Below are 19,923 nucleotides of genomic sequence, written 5' to 3'. Positions count from 1 at the left end.
AAGTCCACGCCGAGGCCGTGATGCTGGGGTGGATGCTGGGGGCGCGCCCCAGGGTTTCGCGCCCACACCTCACCCCAGAATCATGCCCATGGGTCGGTCAAGGCCATGCATGGATCGTCGTACGGACTGATCAATTTTGCGCATGGCTCGGCCAATGAAAGGCAAAAACACCAACCTTCCGCGCAACTGGCGCCCATAGCCGTGGGCCCGGCCGGAAGGGAGTCGCACGCGGCAGTGGCGGCGGTGACGGCGGCCACGTCAGGGCCACCGTCCCGCGGCCGGCGCGCGACCGGGTACTTCGTCATCGGGGGATTCGCATGAGGACGTACGAGAACGTCGCGCCCATCGCCGTGGTGGGCATGGCCTGCCGGCTGCCCGGCGCCGCCGGGCCCGGCGCGTTCTGGGACCTCCTGGGCGCGGGGCGCGACGCGGTCGGCCCGGCGCCGGCGGGGCGCTGGGCGCACCAGGGCGACGACGCGGCCGGCCACCCGGAGCGGGCCGGCTACCTGGAGCGCGTCGACACCTTCGACGCGGAGTTCTTCGGCATCTCGCCCCGCGAGGCCGCCGCCATGGACCCGCACCAGCGCCTCATGCTCGAACTGTGCTGGGAGGCCACCGAGCACTCCCGCACCCACCCCGATGGCCTGCGCGCCGGCCGCACCGGCGTGTTCACCGCCGCCATGTGGGACGAGTACGCCCACCTCACCCTGCGCCACGGCACGGCGGACCCGTACGCCTTCGCCGGCGCCCAGCGCGGCGTGCTCGCCGGCCGCGTCTCGTACGCCATGGGGCTGACCGGCCCCAGCCTCAGCGTCGACGCCGGCCAGGCCTCGTCGCTGGTGGCCGTCCACCTGGCGTGTGAGAGCCTGCGGCGCGGCGAGTCCACCGTCGCGCTGGTCGGCGGCGTGAACCTGATCGTGGCGCCCGGGACCACCGCGGGCGCGCGGGCCATGGGCGCGCTGTCGGCCGACGGCCACTGCCGCCCCTTCGACGCCGGCGCCGACGGCTACGTACGGGGCGAGGGCGGCGCCGTCGTGGTGCTCAAGCCGCTGGCCGCGGCGCGCGCCGACGGCGACGTGGTGCACGGCCTGCTGCTCGGCAGCGCGGTCAACAACGACGGCGGCGGCGACAGCCTGACCGCGCCGCGCCGCGCCGCCCAGGAGGAGGTGCTGCGGCTGGCCCACGAGCGGGCCGGCACCGACCCGGCGCGGGTGCAGTACGTCGAACTGCACGGCACCGGCACGGCCGTCGGCGACCCGGTCGAGGCGTCCGCGCTCGGCGCGGTCTACGGCGCCGGCCGCCCGGCGGGCGACCCGCTGCGGGTCGGCTCGGCCAAGAGCAACGTCGGCCACCTGGAGGCGGCGGCCGGCCTCGTCGGGCTGATCAAGACGGTGCTCAGCCTCCGCCACCGCGAACTGCCCCCCAGCCCGCACTTCACCCAGGAGCACCCCGACATCCCGCTGGCCCGCCTCGGCCTGCGCGTACAGACCGAGCGCGGCCCCTGGCCGCACCCCGAGCGGCCGTTGCTGGCCGGTGTCAGCGCGTTCGGCATGGGCGGCACCAACTGCCACGTGGTCCTCGCCCAACCGCCCGGCGCCGAGCCCGAACACGGTGCCGGGGACGGCGCCGAGGACGGTGCCGAACGCGGCCCCGCGCACGACGCCGCGCGGGCCCTGGCCGACGCGGCGGGTGAGGCGTACGACACGGACCCCGGCGCCCGCGCCGGCGGCCCCGTGCCCTGGGTGCTGACCGCCCGTGGCGGCGCGGCGCTGCGCGCGCAGGCCGAGCGGTTGCGCGCGCACGTCGCGGCCCACCCGGCGGACGACCACCGGGACATCGGGCACGCGCTGGCCACCACCCGCACCGCCTTCGAGCACCGCGCCGTCCTCGTCGGCGCGGACCGCCACGCCCTCGTGGCCGGCCTCACGGCGCTCGCCGCCGGCGAGCGCGACGCCGGCCTGGTACGGGGCGTGGCGCGCGGCACCGAGCGGCCCGTGCTCGTCTTCCCCGGGCAGGGCGCGCAGTGGGTGGGCATGGCACGGGAGTTGCTGGCCACCTCGCCGGTGTTCGCGGAGCGGATGGCCCGCTGCGGCGCGGCGTTGGCGCCGCACGTCGACTGGGACTTCGCGGCGGCCGTGAACGGCCCGCTGGACCGCGTCGACGTGGTCCAGCCGCTGCTGTGGGCGGTGACCGTGTCGCTGGCGGAGCTGTGGCGCTCGTACGGCGTGGAGCCCGCCGCCGTGGTCGGCCACTCGCAGGGGGAGATCGCGGCGGCCGTCGTCGCGGGCGCCCTCACGCTGGAGGACGGGGCGCGCGTGGTGGCCCTGCGGTCCCGGCTGATCGGCGCGCACCTGTCGGGCCACGGCGGCATGCTCGCCGTCGAACTGCCCCGCGCGCAGGCGCGGGCGCGGGTCGCCCCGTACGCGGACCGGGCGGCGGTGACCGTCGTCAACGGGCCGCTGTCCACCGTGCTGGGCGGCGAGGTGGCCGCCCTTGAGGCGCTCGCCGCCGGCTGCGCGAAGGACGGCGTCCGCACCAAGCGGCTGCCGATGGACTACGCCTCGCACGGGCCCGGCGTCGCCGCCATCGGCGACGAACTCCTCGCCGGCCTCGCGGACCTCGCCCCGCGCGCCCCCCGGGTGCCGTTCTACTCCACCGTCGAGGGCCGGGTACGGCCGGACACGGAGCCGCTGGACGCCGCGTACTGGCTGCGCAACGAGCGCGAGGTCGTCGACTTCGAGCGGATCACCCGGCGGTTGCTCGCCGACGGGCACACCGTCTTCATCGAGGTGAGCAGCCACCCCGTGCTGATCATGGGCATCGAGGAGACGGCCGAGGCGGTCGCCGAGGAGACGGCCAAGGCGGCGGGGGGCGCCGGAGCGGGCGGCGCGGGCCGGGTCGCGGTCGTCGGGTCGCTGCGCCGCGACGAGGGCGGGCCCGACCGCTTCCTGCGCTCGGTGGCCGCCGCGTTCGCCGCCGGCGTCCCCGTGGACTGGAGCCCGGCCTTCCCCGGCGCCCGCCCCGTGGACCTGCCCACCTACGCCTTCCAACGCACCTCCCACTGGGCCACACCCGCCACCGGCCACCCGGCCGACGCGGACCGGTCCGCCGCCGCGCACGAGGCCCCGCACGGGGCCGACGGCGCCGCGCCGGACACGGAGCACGGGGCCGCCGACAACGCCGCGCCGGGCACGGGGCACGGGGCGGCGGGCGACGACCGGCAGCCGGGGCAGCCGCACCCGCTGCTCGCCCGGTTGGCCGCCGCGCCCGCCCCCGAGCGCGAGGCCGCGCTGCTCGACCTCGTACGCGAGCACGCGGCGGCCGTGCTCGGCCACGGCACGGCCGGCGACATCGAGCCGGACAAGTCGTTCCGCGACGCCGGGCTGACCTCGCTGTCCGCGGTGGAGTTCCGGGACGTCCTCGGCGAGGCCACCGGGCTGCGCCTGCCCAGCACGGTCCTGTACCGGCACCCCACGCCGCAGGAGCTGGCCCGCCAACTGAACACCGACCTCTTCCCCCACCAGGCGCCGCCCGCCGCCTCCGAACTCCCCGCCCTGTGGGCGGACGTGGAGAGCCTGGAGCGCCACCTCGCCGCCGGCGCGATCGGCGACGCCGACCGCGCCCGGGTCTCGGACCGACTCCGCACCCTGCTGTGGAAGATCGACGCGACCGGCCCGGGCGACGGGGGGCCCGCCGCGGCTCCCGCCACGGGTGACGGACTCGCGTCCGCGTCCGACGACGAGATGTTCGCGCTCATCAACAAGGAACTCGGAATCGGCTGAACAGCCCGTATCCCCCGATCCTCCGCCCTTGCCGCCACCCTCATTCTTCGCGCCGGGAGCCCAACCTCCATGACCTCCAACGAAGACAAGCTCCGCGACTACCTCAAGCTCGTCACCGCCGACCTGCGCCAGACCAAGCAGCGCCTGCAGGGCATCGAGGGCCGCGACCACGAGCCGATCGCCATCGTCGGCATGGCCTGTCGCTTCCCCGGCGGCATCGCGTCGCCCGAGGACCTGTGGAAGCTGGTCGCCGACGGCGGGGACGCGATCCAGCCGCTGCCCGCCGACCGGGACTGGGACCTGGAGGCGCTCTACGAACCGGACATGGGCGGCCCGGGCACCAGCTACGTGCGCGCGGGCGGGTTCCTCAGCGGCGCGGGCGAGTTCGACGCGGAGTTCTTCGGCATCTCGCCGCGCGAGGCGCTGGCCATGGACCCGCAGCAGCGGCTGCTCCTGGAGACCTCCTGGGAGGCGTTCGAGCGGGCCGGGATCAACCCGGCGTCCCTGCGCGGCGCGGACACCGGCGTCTTCGTCGGCGCGATCCCGCAGGACTACGCGCCGCGCGTGGGCGACCCGGAGGCGGCCGACCTGGAGGGCTACCTCATGGTCGGCACCACCACCAGCGTCATGTCCGGGCGGGTCGCGTACACGCTCGGCCTTGAGGGCCCGGCCGTCACCGTGGACACCGCCTGCTCCTCGTCCCTGGTCGCCCTGCACCTGGCTGTGCGATCGCTGCGCCGTGGCGAGTGCTCCATGGCCCTGGCCGGCGGCGTCACCGTGATGGCCAGCCCCAACTGGGTCGTCGACCTCAGCCGGCAGCGCGGCCTGGCGGCCGACGGCCGCAGCAAGGCGTTCTCCGCCGACGCGGACGGGTTCGGCGTCGGCGAGGGCGTGGCCCTCCTCGTCGTGGAGCGCCTTTCCGACGCGCGGAAGAACGGGCACCGGGTGCTCGCGGTGGTGCGCGGTTCGGCCGTCAACCAGGACGGCGCCAGCAACGGCCTCACCGCCCCCAACGACCTCGCGCAGGAGCGCGTCATCCGGCAGGCGCTGGCCGACGCCCGGCTTGAGGCCCGCGACGTGGACGCCGTCGAGGCGCACGGCACCGGCACCCGGCTCGGCGACCCCATCGAGACGCACGCCCTGATGGCCACCTACGGCCAGCGGCAGCCGGATGCGGAACCGCTCTGGCTCGGCTCGCTGAAGTCCAACATCGGGCATGCGCAGGCGGCGGCGGGTGTGGCTGGTGTGATCAAGACGGTGATGTCGTTGCGGGCGGGTGTGTTGCCGCGGACGTTGCACGTGGAGGAGGCGTCGCCGCATATCGACTGGTCGGCGGGTGCGGTGTCGTTGTTGACCCAGGCGCGGCCGTGGCCGGAGAAGGCGGAGCCGTGGCGGGCTGGTGTGTCCTCGTTCGGGATCAGTGGCACCAACGCGCACGTGATCCTGGAGCAGGCACCCGAGCCGGACTCTGAGCCCGAGCCGGCGGACGCCGAACCCACGCCGCAGGGAGCCACGGACCGCGACGGGGCCACGGAGCACGGGGCCAGCGGCATCGGCACCACCGCCGGCGCGGTGCCCTGGGTGGTCTCCGGCGGCAACCCGGACGCGCTGCGCGCGCAGGCGCTGCGGCTGCACGCCTTCCTCACCGAGCGCCCCGAGTTGACGCCCCGGGACGTGGCCGCCTCGCTGGTCCGTACCCGGGCCGAGCTGGACCAGCGGGCCGTGGTCGTCGCGGCCGACCGGCAGGCCCTCCTTGACGGCCTGGCCGCGGCCGGCCACGGCCAGGCGTCGCCCGTCGTCGCCACCGGCGCCGCCCGCAAGGGCGTGCGGACGGTCTTCGTCTTCCCGGGGCAGGGCGCCCAGTGGGCCGGCATGGCCCGCGAACTGTGGGAGACCTCGCCGGCCTTCGCGGAGTCGATGGAGCGCTGCGCGCGGGCGCTCGCCCCGCACACCGACTGGTCGCTGCGCGCGGTCGTCCGTGGCGAGGCCGGCGCCCCCGGGCTCGACCGCGTCGACGTGGTGCAGCCGGTGTCGTGGGCGGTGATGGTCTCCCTCGCGGAGCTGTGGCGCGCGTACGGCGTGCGGCCGTCGGCCGTGGTCGGCCACTCGCAGGGCGAGATCGCCGCCGCCGTGGTGGCCGGCGCGCTGTCGCACGAGGACGGGGCGCGCGTGGTCGCGCTCCGTTCGAAGGTGATCGGCGAACGCCTCGCCGGGCAGGGCGGCATGGTCTCGCTCGGCCTGCCCCGTGCCCAGGCGGAGGAGCGCATCGCCCCGTACGCGGGCCGGGTCGCCGTGGCGGCGGTCAACGGGGCCTCGTCGACGGTGGTGGCCGGCGAGCCGGCGGCGCTGGACGAGTTGGTGGCAGGCTGCGAGGCCGACGACGTACGGGCCAAGCGCATCCCGGTGGACTACGCCTCGCACTCGCCGCAGGTGGACTCCGTACGCGACGAGTTGCTGGCCGCCCTGGCGGGGCTCGCGCCGCGCTCCGTGACGGTGCCGTTCTACTCGACCGTGGCCGCCGAACCCGTGGAGACGGCCGGGCTCGACGCCGCGTACTGGGTGCGCAACCTGCGCCAGACCGTCGAGTTCGAGCAGGTCACCCGGCGCCTGCTGGCGGACGGGCACGGCCTGTTCATCGAGTGCAGCGCGCATCCGGTGCTCGCGATGGCGCTCGGCGAGACCGCCGAGGACGCCGGCGCCGACGCGGTGGCCGTCGGGTCGCTGCGCCGTGACGAGGGCGGGCCCGACCGGTTCCTGCTGTCGGCCGCCGAGGCGTACGCGGCGGGCGCGGGCATCGACTGGTCCGCGCTGCTGGGCGACGCGCGCACCGTGGAGCTGCCCACCTACGCCTTCCAGCGCCGCCGCTACTGGCTGCGGCGCTCGGCGGGTCGCGGCGACGCGGCGGCCATCGGGCTCGCCGCGGCCGGGCACCCGCTGCTCGGCGCGGCGGTCAGCCTGGCCGACGGCGGCGGCGCGCTGCTCACCGGCCGGATCGCGCTCTCCAGCCACCCGTGGCTGGCCGACCACGCCGTCGCCGGCACGGTGCTGCTGCCGGGCACGGCCTTCGTCGAACTCGCCGTACGGGCGGGCGACGAGGTGGGCTGCGGCCGGATCGAGGAACTGACTCTGGAGGCCCCGCTGCCGCTGCCCGCGCGCGGCGGCGTGCAGGTCCAAGTGGTGGTCGGCGACGCGGACGGCGACGGCCACCGCCCGCTGCACCTGTACGCGCGGCCGGAGCCCGCGACCACGCCGCACGGCGCCGGGCGCGCCCCCGGCCAGGCCGACGGTGCCAACGGGGCCGACGGAACCGACGGTGCCGACGGGGCGTGGACCCGGCACGCCACCGGCGTGCTGGCGCCGCTGGCCCCCGGCGCGGGCCGGGAACTCGCGGCCTGGCCGCCGCCGGGCGCCGAACCGGTGCCCTTGGACGCGACGTACGCCGGGCTCGCCGGTCTCGGCTACGCCTACGGCCCGGCCTTCCAGGGGCTGCGCGCCGCCTGGCGGCAGGGCACTGACCTGTACGCCGAGGTGGAGCTGGAGTCCGCCGACGGGGCCGACCAGTTCGGGCTCCACCCGGCGCTCCTCGACGCCGCCGTGCACACCGCACTGCTCGACGCCATCGGCGCCCCGGACCAGCCGGTGCGGCTGCCGTTCGCCTGGAGCGGGGTGACGCTGCACGCCACCGGCGCCGCGACGGCGCGGGTACGGATGACGGCCACCGGCCCGAACACGGTGGCCCTGCACCTCGCCGACGCCGCGGGCGCCCCGGTGGCCACCGTCGAGTCGCTGACGCTGCGCCCCGTCGCCCCCGAGGCGCTGGGAGGCCCGCCGGCGGCCGGGCACGACGCTCTGTACCGGGTGGCCTGGACGCCGCTGCCGGCCGGCGAGGCCGTGGCCACCGGCGCGGGGGAGACACGGGCCTCGGACGGGCTCGTGGTGCTGGGCGCGGACGCCCCCGACCTGGCGGCCGTCGCCGCAGGACCCGCGCCGGACGGCGCGCCGGGCCAGGCGCCGTCCGCCGTGGTGGCCGTGCTGCGTTCCGGCGACGAGCTGCGCGCCGCGCTCGACGAGGCCCTCGGCCTGATCCGGGCCTGGCTCGCCGACGAGCGGTTCGCCGACTCCCGGCTGGCCCTGGTCACCCGCGCCGGCAACGCCGCCCACGCGGCGGTGTGGGGCCTGGCGCGCTCCGCGCAGACGGAGCACCCCGGGCGGTTCGTGCTGATCGAGGCGGACGAGGACTGGTTCGCCGGGGGCGCGACCGCGACCGGGCTGGCGGAGGCCGCCGCCACGGGCCCCTTGCACGCCGCGCTGGCCGCCGCGCTCGCCACCGGCGAGCCCCAACTCGCCGTACGGGGCGACGCGTTCGCCGTGCCCCGGCTGGCCCGGGTCAGCCCCGCGCCCGCCCCGGCGGCCCGGCCGCTGGACCCCGAGGGCACCGTGCTGATCACCGGTGGCACCGGCACGCTCGGCGCGCTGTTCGCCCGCCACCTGGTCGCCGCGCACGGCGTCCGCCACCTGCTGCTGACCAGCCGCCGTGGCCCGGACGCCGCCGGCGCGGCCGAACTCGTGGCCGAGCTGGCCGAGCTGGGCGCCACGGCCACCGTGGTGGCCTGCGACGTGGCCGACCGGGACGCGCTGGCCGCGCTGCTGGCCGGTATCGCCGACGCGCACCCGCTGACCGCCGTGCTGCACACCGCCGGCGTGCTGGACGACGGCATCGTCGCGACCCTGAGCGAGGAGCGACTGGAGAACGTGCTGCGCCCCAAGGCGGACGCCGCGCTGCACCTGCACGAGCTGACGGCGGGGCTCGACCTGGCCGCGTTCGTGCTGTTCTCCTCCGTCGCCGGCGTCCTCGGCACCGCGGGGCAGGCCAACTACGCCGCCGCCAACGCCTACCTGGACGCGCTCGCCGCCCGCCGCCGCGCGGCCGGCCTCGCCGCCACGTCGCTCGCCTGGGGCTTCTGGGCCGAGGCCAGCGGCATGACGGGGCACCTGGACGGCGGCGACGTGCGCCGCCTGGCCCGCACCGGCGTCGGCCAGCTCTCCTCCGCCGACGGGCTCGCCCTCTTCGACGCCGCCCTCGCGCTCTCCGCCGAGCCCGCCGTCGCCGACGCCGAGGACACCGGGGCCGGCAGCGCGCTCCTGGTCCCCGCCCGCCTGGCCCCGCGCGAACTCCTGGCGGCCGGTCACGACGTGCCGGCGCTGCTGCGCGGCCTGGTGCGGGTGCCGCAGCGGCGGGCCGCGCGCAACGCCGCGAGCGGCGCGGTCGCCGGTGCGGCCGGTGGTTCGGCGCTGGCCGGCCGGTTGGCCGGGCTCTCCGACGGCGACGCGCAGCGGCTACTGACGGACCTGGTGCGCGAGCACGCGGGCGCCGTTCTCGGCCACGCGTCGGCCGGCGCGATCAGCGTCTCCCGCTCCTTCCGCGAGCACGGCTTCGACTCGCTGGCCGCCGTCGAACTCCGCAACCGGCTCGGCGCCGCCAGCGGCGTCAAGCTGCCCGCCACCGTCGTCTTCGACTACCCGACCCCCGCCGAGCTGGCCCGCTTCCTGCGTGGCAAGCTCGACGCCGACGCGGGCCGCGCCCGGGCGGCCGAGCACGCCGCCGAGACGGCGTCGGCCGCCGCATCCGACGAGCCGATCGCCATCGTCGCCATGGCCTGCCGCTACCCCGGCGACATCCGCTCGCCCGAGGATCTGTGGCGCCTGGTCACCGAGGGCACCGACGCCATCGCCGGCTTCCCCGCCGACCGTGGCTGGGACGTGGCGAGCCTGGTCGACCCGGAGGGCCAGCGCGCGGGCACCACGTACGTCGGCGAGGGCGGGTTCCTCTACGACGCGGCCGAGTTCGACGCGGCGTTCTTCGGCATCTCGCCCCGCGAGGCCCTTGCCATGGACCCGCAGCAGCGGTTGCTCCTGGAGACCTCCTGGGAGGTCTTCGAGCGCGCCGGCATCGACCCGGCCACGCTGCGCGGCAGCCGTACGGGCGTCTTCGCCGGCGTGATGTACCACGACTACGCCAGCCGCGTCGCGCGCTACCCGGAGGGCGTCGAGGGCTACCTGACCACCGGCACCGCGGGCAGTGTCGTCACCGGCCGGCTCGCCTACACCTACGGCCTTGAGGGCCCGGCCGTCACCGTGGACACCGCCTGCTCGTCGTCGCTGGTCGCGCTGCACCTGGCGGTCGAGTCGCTGCGCCGGGGCGAGTGCGAACTCGCGCTCGCCGGCGGCGTCACGGTGCTGTCCACGCCGAGCGTGTTCACCGAGTTCAGCCGGCAGCAGGGGCTGGCGGCCGACGGTCGGTGCAAGTCGTTCGCCGCGGCGGCCGACGGCACCGGTTGGTCCGAGGGCGTGGGTGTGCTGCTCGTGGAGCGGCTTTCCGACGCGCGGAAGAACGGTCACCAGGTGCTGGCGGTGGTACGAGGCTCGGCCGTGAACCAGGACGGCGCCAGCAACGGCCTCACCGCGCCCAACGGGCCCTCGCAGGAGCGCGTCATCCGGCAGGCGTTGGCCAACGCCGGGGTCTCCGCGGCCGACGTGGATGCCGTCGAGGCGCACGGCACCGGCACGACCCTGGGCGACCCGATCGAGGCCCACGCGCTGCTCGCCACGTACGGGCAGCAGCGGGCCGGGGACGAGCCGCTGTGGCTGGGCTCGTTCAAGTCCAACATCGGGCACTCCCAGGCGGCGGCCGGCGTCGGTGGCGTCATCAAGATGGTGATGGCGATGCGTGACGGCACGCTCCCCAAGACGCTGCACGTGGACGAGCCGTCGCCGCACATCGACTGGTCGGCCGGCGCCGTCGAACTCCTCACCGAGGCGCGCCCCTGGCCCGCCCCGAACCGCCCGCGCCGGGCCGCCGTCTCCTCCTTCGGCGTGAGCGGCACCAACGCGCACGTGGTGCTCGAACAGGCCGCCCCGCCCGCCCCGTCCGCCGCGCACCGGCCCGCCGTGGCCCCGTCCGAGGCCACGGGCGAGCGGCCGGTGCCGTGGCTGGTGTCGGCCAGGACGCCCGAGGCGCTGCGCGCCCAGGCCGCGCGCCTGCGCCAGTTCGTCGAGGCCGACCCGGCGCTCAGCCCGGCCGACGTCGGCTGGTCCCTGGCCACCACCCGCTGGGGTCTCGAACACCGCGCCGCCGTCATCGGCCACGACCGGGCCGCGCTCGTCCGGGGCCTCGCCGCCCTGGAGCGCGACGCCCTCGACGGGGCCGCCGCCGAACCCGGCACGGCCACCGTCGTCCGTGGCCAGGCCGCCGAGGACGCCCCGCGCCCCGTCTTCGTCTTCCCGGGCCAGGGTGCCCAGTGGGTCGGCATGGCACGGGAGTTGATGGCCTCGTCCCCGGTGTTCGCGGAGTCGATGGCGCGCTGCGGCGAGGCTCTTGCGCCGTTCATCGACTGGGACTTCGCCGCCGAGCTGGATGGCTCGCTGGAGCGGGTGGATGTCGTCCAGCCCGTCTCGTGGGCGGTGATGGTCTCGCTCGCCGAGCTGTGGCGTTCGTACGGCGTGGAGCCAGCCGCGGTGGTCGGTCATTCGCAGGGTGAGATCGCGGCGGCCGTCGTCGCCGGTGGGCTGAGCCTGGAGGACGGGGCGCGCGTGGTGGCGCTGCGGTCCCGGGTGATCCGCCAGGAGTTGGCGGGCAAGGGCGGGATGGTCTCGCTCGGGCTGCCGCGCGCCGAGGCCGAGGCCCGCGTCGCGACGTACGGCGAGCGGGTCACCGTCGCCGTGGTCAACGGCCCGTCAGCCACGGTGGTGGCGGGCGAGCCGGCGGCGTTGGACGAGCTGGTGGCGGCGTGCGAGGCCGATGGCGTACGGGTCAAGCGCGTCCCCGTGGACTACGCCTCGCACACGCCGCAGGTCGAGTCGATCCGGGACGAGCTGCTGCGGGTCCTGGACGGCGTGGCGCCGCGCTCGGCCGAGGTGCCGTTCTACTCGACCGTGGACGGGGCGCCGCTGGACACGGCCGGGCTCGACGCCGCGTACTGGGTGCGCAACCTGAGCCGGAGCGTCGAGTTCGAGCGCACCACGGGCGTGCTCATCGCGGACGGGCACCGCCTGTTCGTGGAGTGCAGCGCGCACCCGGTGCTGACCATGGCCGTCGGCGAGACCGCCGAACGCGCCGGCGTCGACGGCGCCGAGGTCGTGGCCGTCGGCTCGCTGCGGCGCGGCGAGGGCGGCCCGGACCGGTTCCTGGCCTCGCTCGCCGAGGCCCAGGTGGCCGGCGCGACGATCGACTGGGCCCCGGCGTTCCCGGGCGCCCGCGTGGTGGACCTGCCGACGTACGCCTTCCAGCGCGAGCGCTACTGGCTCCGGGACGCCGCGCCGGACGCGGACGAGGTGGACGGGACGGTCGGGGCGGCCGGCGACGAGGTGGAGGCCGCGTTCTGGGCCGCCGTCGAGCGCGAGGACCTGGCGGAGCTGACGGCGACGCTCGGCGTGGCCGGCGGCGGCGACGAGTTGGGCGCGGTGCTGCCCGCCCTGTCCTCGTGGCGGCGGCAGCGCCGCGGGCGCTCCGTCATCGACTCCTGGCGGTACCGCGTCGACTGGCAGCCGGTGTCCGGCACGGCCGTGCCCGTCCTGTCCGGCACCTGGCTGCTCGTGGTCCCGGCCGCGTACGCCGACACCGAGCTGACCGAGTCGCTGACCCGCTTCCTGACCGAACGCGGCGCCCGCGTCGCCCCGTTGACCGTCACCAGCGCCGACGCCGAGCCCGAGCGGCTGACGGAGCGGGTGCGCGCGCTGCTGGCCGAGCACCCGGAGCCGGGCGGCGTGCTGTCCCTGTGGGCCTTCGACGAGAGCCCGCACGCCACCTACCCGTCGCTGCCGAACGGCGTCGCCGGCACGCTCGCGCTGCTCCAGGCGCTCGGCACGCTGGACCTGGCGGCCCCGGTGTGGTGCCTGACCCAGGGCGGCGTGTCCACTGGGCCCGCCGACGCCCCGGCCAGCCTGGCGCAGTCCCAGATCTGGGGCCTGGGCCGGGTCGCGGCCCTTGAGTACCCGCGCCGCTGGGGCGGCCTGGTGGACCTGCCCACGCCCCCCGACACGCCGCCGGCCGCCCCCGGACAGGCCGCCCCGTCGCGGGCCGGGACCGCGCGGCCCGTACCCGTGCCGGCCGTGGACGAGCGGACGCTGCGCAGGCTGGCCGGCATCCTGGCGGACCCCGCCGGCGAGGACCAGCTCGCGCTGCGCGCCGCCGGTACCCTCGCCCGCCGCATGGTGCGCGCCCCGCTCGGCGCCGCCCGGCCCACCCGCACCTGGCGCCCCGACGCCGGCACCGTGCTCATCACCGGCGGCACCGGCGCGCTCGGCGCGTGCTTCGCCCGCTGGCTGGCCCGTAACGGGGCCAAGGACCTGGTGCTCACCAGCCGCCGTGGCCGGCAGGCGCCCGGCGCCGCCGAACTGGAGGCCGAGCTGGCCGAGCTGGGCGCACGCGGCACCGTCGTCGGCTGCGACATCGCCGACCGGGACGCGGTCGCCGCCCTCATCGAGCGGCTCAAGGCCGAGGGCCGGCCGATCCGCTCCGTCATGCACGCCGCCGTCGTCGCCGACCTCAGCCCCATCGAGTCGGCCAGCCCCGCGCACTTCCACGACGTGTACGCGGCCAAGGTCGGCGGCTCCGAGCACCTGCACGAGCTGCTCGCCGGCGAGGACCTGGACGCGTTCGTGTTCTTCTCCTCCATCGCCGGCTTCTGGGGCAGCGGCGACCACGCCGCGTACGCCGCCGCCAACGCCCACCAGGACGCGCTCGCCGAGCAGCGGCGCGCCCAGGGGCTGCCCGCCACCTCGGTGGCCTGGGGCATCTGGGACGCCTTCCACGACTGGGACGAGCGCGCCGCCGAGCAGCGCAAGGAGCTGAGCGACCGGGTCGGCGCCCAGGGCCTGCCGATGCTGGAGCCGGACACGGCCTGCGACGCGCTGCGGCAGGCGCTGGAGCACGACGAGACGTTCGTCGCCATCGCCGACATCGACTGGGAACGCTTCACCACCATCTTCACCTCCTACCGGCCCAGCAGGCTGCTCGGCGAGATCCCGGAGGCGCGCCGCCAGTTGGAGGCCGCCGCGCGGGAGACGGGCGACGCCGACACCTCGGCGCTGCACCGCAAGCTGGCGGAGCTGGGCGAGGACGAGCGGGTCGCGGAGCTGGCCGAGGTGGTGCGCGCCCAGGCAGCGGCCGTGCTCGGGCACGCGTCGGGGGCGCGCATCGAACCCGGCCGCGCCTTCCGCGACATCGGCTTCGACTCGCTGACCGCCGTGGACCTGCGCAACCGGCTGAACGCGGCCACCGGGCTGCGGCTGCCCGCCACGGTGATCTTCGACTACCCGTCGCCGCTCGACCTGGCCGGCTACCTGGCCACCCGGCTGTTCGCCGACGCGCCGGCCACCGCTGCCACCGTGACCGCGCCGGCCGCCGTGCCCGCCGCGGCCTCCGCCGCCGACGACGACCCGGTCGTCATCGTCTCGATGGCCTGCCGCTACCCGGGCGGCGCCAACTCGCCCGAGGCGCTGTGGCGGTTGGTGACGGACGAGGTGGACGCCATCTCCGGCTTCCCCACCGACCGTGGCTGGGACCTGGCCAACCTGTACGACCCGGACCCCGCGCGGGAGGGCACCGTCTACGCCCGCGAGGGCGGGTTCCTGTACGAGGCCGCCGAATTCGACGCCGGCTTCTTCGGCGTGTCGCCGCGCGAGGCCCGCGCCATGGACCCGCAGCAGCGGCTGATGCTGGAGACCGCGTGGGAGGCCATGGAGCGGGCGGGCATCGACCCGCACACCCTCAAGGGCTCCATGACCGGCACGTTCGTCGGCGCCAACCCGTCCGACTACCGGGCCGGCGTGGGCCGCGTCCCCGACGGCTACGAGGGCCACCTGCTGACCGGCGGCCACAACAGCGTCGTCTCCGGTCGCGTCGCCTACACCTTCGGTCTTGAGGGCCCGGCCGTCACCGTGGACACCGCCTGCTCCTCGTCGCTGGTGGCCCTCCACCTGGCAGCGGCGGCGGTGCGGAACGGCGAGTGCACCATGGCCCTGGCGGGCGGCGTCACCGTGATGTCCACGCCGCAGCCGCTGATCGGCTTCAGCCGCCAGCGCGGTCTGGCCCGCGACGGCCGCTGCCGGGCGTTCGCCGCCGACGCGGCCGGCATCGGGATGTCCGAGGGCGCCGGCATGGTGCTCGTCGAGCGGCTCTCCGACGCCCGCCGCAACGGCCACCCCGTGCTCGCCGTCATCCGTGGCTCCGCCACCAACCAGGACGGCGCCAGCAACGGCCTCAGCGCCCCCAACGGCCCGTCCCAGGAACGCGTCATCCGGCAGGCCCTGGCCAACGCGGGGCTCGCGGCCCGCGACGTGGACGCGGTGGAGGCGCACGGCACGGGCACCACCCTGGGCGACCCGATCGAGGCGCAGGCGCTGCTCGCCACGTACGGACAGCAGCGGTCGGGCGACGAGCCGCTGTGGCTGAGTTCGCTCAAGTCCAACATCGGGCACACCCAGGCCGCTGCCGGCATCGCCGGCGTCATCAAGACGGTGCTCGCCCTGCGCGAGGGCGTGCTGCCCAGGACGCTGCACGCGGACGAGCCCAGCCCCGAGGTGGACTGGGACGCGGGCGCCGTACGCCTGCTCGACCAGGCCCGCCCGTGGCCGCGCACCGGCGCCCCGCGCCGGGCCGCCGTCTCCGCCTTCGGCATCAGCGGCACCAACGCGCACCTGATTCTCGAAGAGGCGGCACCCGAGACCGCCCCCGTACGGCGGGAAGCCGAGGCGCCGACCGGTACGGAGCCGGCCGCCACCCCGGAGTCGGCCGGGCGGGAGCTGGGCGGGCTCGTCCCGTGGGTGCTCTCGGCGCGTAGCCCGCGGGCGCTGCGCGGCCAGGCGGAGCGGCTGCGCGACTTCGCCGCGGCCCGCCCCGACCTCGTGGACGCCGACATCGCCGCGTCCCTGGTGCGCGGTCGCGCCACCTTCGACCACCGCGCGGTGGTGCTCGGCGCGACCCGCGCGGAGCTGACCGCCGCGCTGACCGACCTCGCCACCGGCACGGCGTCCCCCGCCGCGCTCACCGGCCAGGCCACCACGGGCCGCACCGCCGTCGCCTTCGGCGGCCAGGGCAGCCAGCGGCTCGGCATGGGGCGCGCGCTGCACGCCGCCTTCCCCGCCTTCGCCGCAGCCTGGGACGCGGTCGCCGCCGAGCTGGACGGGGCGCTGCCGCGCCCGCTCGCCGACGTGGTCTGGGGCGAGGACGCGGCGGAGCTGGAGCGCACCGAGTACGCGCAGCCGGCGCTGTTCGCCCTGGAGGTGGCGCTGTTCCGGCTGCTGGAGTCCTGGGGCGTGGTGCCCGACCACGTGATCGGCCACTCGGTCGGCGAGATCGCGGCGGCGCACGTGGCCGGTGTGCTCTCGCTCGCCGACGCGTGCCGACTGGTCGCGGCCCGGGGCCGCCTGATGCAGGCGCTGCCCGCCGGCGGCGCGATGCTGGCCGTCCGGGCGACCGAGGCCGAGGCCGCCGAGGCGCTGGCCGACCACGCCGACCAGGCGAGCGTCGCCGCCGTCAACGGACCCACGTCGGTGGTCATCTCCGGCGCCGAGTCGGCGGTCGACGCGGTCGCGGAGCACTTCCGGGCCGCCGGCCGGCGGGTCAAGCGGCTGCGGGTCAGCCACGCCTTCCACTCGCCGCTCATGGAGCCGATGGTGGCGGACTTCCGCGCCGCCCTGGCCGAGCTGTCGTACGCCGCGCCCACGCTCGGCGTGGTCACGACGGGCGGCCAAAGTGACGGCGACTGGAGCGACCCGGAGTACTGGGTGCGGCACGTCCGCGAGCCCGTGCGCTTCGCCGACGCCGTACGGGAGTTGGCGGACCTCGGCGTGGCGCGCCTGCTGGAGGTCGGCGCGGACGGCACGCTCACGGCCCTGGCGCAGGAGTGCCTGGCCGACGCGTCCGACGTGGCCCTGGTGCCCACGCTGCGCAGGGACCGCCCCGAACCGCACGCCGCCGTCGCGGCCCTGGCCCACCTGCACGCGTACGGGGCGGCCGTGCCGTGGACCCGGCTGCTGCCCGCGGGCGACGCCGTACCCCTGCCCACGTACGCCTTCCAGCGCGAGCACTACTGGCTGCGCTCGGCCGCCGGGGGCCGGGCGGACCTCGCCGCGGCCGGCATCGCGGCGGCCGACCACCCGCTGCTCGGCGCGGCCGTGCCGCTCGCCGACGGGCGGGGCCTGGTGTGCACGGGCAGCCTGTCGCTGGCCAGCCACCCCTGGCTGGCCGACCACGCGGTGGGCGGCGCGGTGCTGCTGCCCGGCACGGCCTTCGTGGAGCTGGCGCTGCGCGCCGGCGCCGAGGTCGGCTGCGGCCAGCTCGACGAACTGACCCTGCACGAGCCCCTGCCGCTCCCCGCCGACGCGACGGTGCGCACGCAGGTCGTGGTCGAGGAGCCGGACGGGGCGGGCACGCGGCCCGTACGCGTCTACTCGCGGCCCGCCGACGCCGCCGACGCGCCCTGGACCTGCCACGCGACCGGCGCCCTCACCCCGGCCGACGACGCCGGCCAGACCACGGCGGAGGCCACGGGCTTCCTCGCCGACCAGGACGGCACCCCGGCGGCCTGGCCGCCGCCCGGCGCCGACGTGGTGGACGTCTCCGGGTTCTACGCCTGGCTCGCCGACGCCGGCTACGACTACGGGCCCGCCTTCCAGGGCCTGCGCGCCGCCTGGCGGCGCGGCACCGAGGTCTACGCCGAGGTCGCCCTCCCCGAGGACGTCGAGGGCGCCCCGGGCGGCTACGGCCTGCACCCCGCGCTCCTCGACGCCGCGCTGCACGGCGCCCTGCTCGGCCCGCTCGACGGCGGCTCGGACCAGGTGCGACTGCCGTTCGCCTGGAGCGGCGTGCGGCTGCACGCGCCGGGCGCCAGCACGGTGCGGGTACGGCTCGCGCCGGGCGCGGGCGACACGCTCGCCGTGGAACTGGCCGACGGCGCCGGCCGCCCGGTCGCCTCGGTGGCGGCGCTGGCCACCCGGCCCGTGTCCGCGGCCCAGCTCAGCGCGGCGCGCGGCGGCGCGGGCGACGCGCTCTACCGGGTCGAGTGGGCCCGTACGAGCGCCGTGCCCGGCGCCGTGCCCGCCAAGCAGTGGGCCGTGCTCGGCGCCGACGACCTGGGCCTGACCCGGGCCCTGACCGAGGCCGGCGTCGACCCGTGCGGCTACGCTGACCTGGCCGCCCTGCGGGCGAGCGTCGCGGACGGCGGCGCCGTGCCGGACACGGTCGTGCTGGGCGTGACGGGCGAACGGGCCCTGGCCGAGGCGGAGCCCGCGCCGAACGGGGCACGGGGCGCGGACGGCGCGCCGCGGGCCGCCGCCGCGCACCGGTTGACCGCCCGGGTCCTGGCCGACGTGCAGGCGTGGCTGGCCGACGACACCTGGGCCGACTCGCGCCTGGTCCTGGTCACCTCGGGCGCCGTCGCGGCCGGCGACGAGCACCCCGCCGACCTGGCGGCGGCCCCGCTGTGGGGCCTGCTGCGCGCGGCGCAGACCGAGCACCCCGGCCGGTTCGCCCTGGTGGACCTGGACGGCGCGGCGGCCTCCCGGGCCGCGCTGCCCGCGGCCGTCGGTTGCGGCGAGCCCCAACTCGCCCTGCGCGCCGGCCAGGTCCTCACCCCGCGCCTGACCCGGCACCCGGCGGCGCCCCAGGCACGGGAGGCCACCGCCACGGCGGACGCGGCCACGGGGCCCGACGGGGCCGCGCCGAGGCGGCTCGACCCGAACGGCACGGTGCTCGTCACCGGCGGCACCGGCACCCTCGGCGCCCTGGTCGCCCGGCACCTGGTGGCCGCGCACGGCGTACGCCACCTCGCCCTGGTCAGCCGGCGCGGCCCGGCCGCCGACGGGGCCACGGAGCTGGCGGCGGAGCTGCGCGAGGCCGGCGCCGACGTCGCCCTGATCGCCTGCGACACCGCCGACGGCGGGGCGCTGGCCACGGTGCTGGACAGCATCCCGGCCCAGCACCCGCTGACCGCCGTCATCCACACCGCGGGCGTCATCGAGGACGGCGTCCTCACCTCGCTCACCGCCGACCAACTCGCCCGCGTACTGCGTCCGAAGGCGGACGCGGCCGAGCACCTGCACCGGCTCACGGCGGGCTCCGGGCTGGCCGCGTTCGTGGTCTTCTCCTCGGTCAGCGGCCTCATCGGCGGCGCCGGACAGGCCAACTACGCGGCGGCCAACACCTTCCTGGACGCCCTCGCCCACCACCGCCGCGCCACCGGCGAGCACGCCGTCTCGCTGGCCTGGGGCCTGTGGGAGCAGGCCAGCGGCATGACCGGCGGCCTGGGCCGTGGCGACCTGGCACGGGGCAGTCGGGCCGGCGTCGTGGCCATGCCCACCGACCAGAGCCTGGCCCTGCTGGACACGGCCCTGACCACCGACGAGGCGCTGCTCGCGCCCGTACGGCTGGACCTGGCCGGGCTGCGGTCGCGGGCCGCGACGGAGCCGGTGCCGCCGCTGCTGCGCGGCCTGGTGCGGGCGCCCGCCCGGCGCGACGCCCAGTCGGGCGGCGCGAGCGGCGGCGCGGCCGGCGCGGCCGAACCGTGGTCGCGGCGGATCGCCCGGACCCCGGCCGACGAGCGCGAGCAACTCCTGCTCGACCTGGTGCGCGAGCACGTGGCCACCGTCCTCGGGCACGGCACGCCGCGCGCCGTCGAGGCCGACACCGGCTTCCTGGAGCAGGGCCTGGACTCGCTGATGGCGGTCGAACTGCGCAACCGGCTCACCGCCGAACTCGGCCTGCGGCTGCCGGCCACGCTCGTCTTCGACTACCCGACGCCGACCGCCCTGGCCCGGTACACCCTCGCCGAGCTGGCCCCGGACGGCGCCGCCACCCCGACCGGCGGCCTGCCCGAGGGGATCGCCGAGGACCAGGTGCGGCGGGCGCTGGCCACCATCCCGCTGGAGCGGCTGAGCGAACTCGGCGTCATGGACGACCTGCTGCGGCTCGCCGGCCTCGCCGAGCACGGCACCGCGCCCGCCGCCGGCGCGGACAGTGCCGGCGCCGCCGCCGAGTCCGACGACGCGGCGGGCGACATCGACGACATGGACGTGGAGGCCCTCCTCCGCAAGGCCCAGGAGAACGAACTGTGAGTAACAAGACGTCCACGGACGAACTCGT

At 77.2% G+C, this 19,923-nt stretch carries 2 protein-coding genes; both read left to right on the top strand.

All coding sequences use genetic code 11. From position 1 onward, the window contains the following. Positions 1 to 317 precede the first annotated feature (317 nt). Positions 318 to 3,782, top strand: a complete 3,465-nt coding sequence (locus H7H31_RS09550) for a type I polyketide synthase (protein WP_187117867.1) — start codon at positions 318 to 320, stop codon at positions 3,780 to 3,782. 9 nt (positions 3,783 to 3,791) lie between these two features. Further along, positions 3,792 to 19,895: a type I polyketide synthase gene (locus tag H7H31_RS09545; protein WP_408648001.1), complete on the top strand. Its 16,104-nt coding sequence runs from the start codon at positions 3,792 to 3,794 to the stop codon at positions 19,893 to 19,895. Positions 19,896 to 19,923: the final 28 nt, after the last annotated feature.

The organism is Streptomyces buecherae, from assembly GCF_014295035.1.
Taxonomy (GTDB): domain Bacteria; phylum Actinomycetota; class Actinomycetes; order Streptomycetales; family Streptomycetaceae; genus Streptomyces; species Streptomyces youssoufiensis.
Note: the sequence above shows the minus strand (reverse complement) of the source record. Positions and strands in the feature narration are given on the sequence as shown.

Excerpts from the sequence above, each read along its gene's own strand:
- H7H31_RS09550 (WP_187117867.1), top strand. The coding sequence starts at position 318 with ATGAGGACGTACGAGAACGTCGCGCCCATCGCCGTGGTGGGCATGGCC.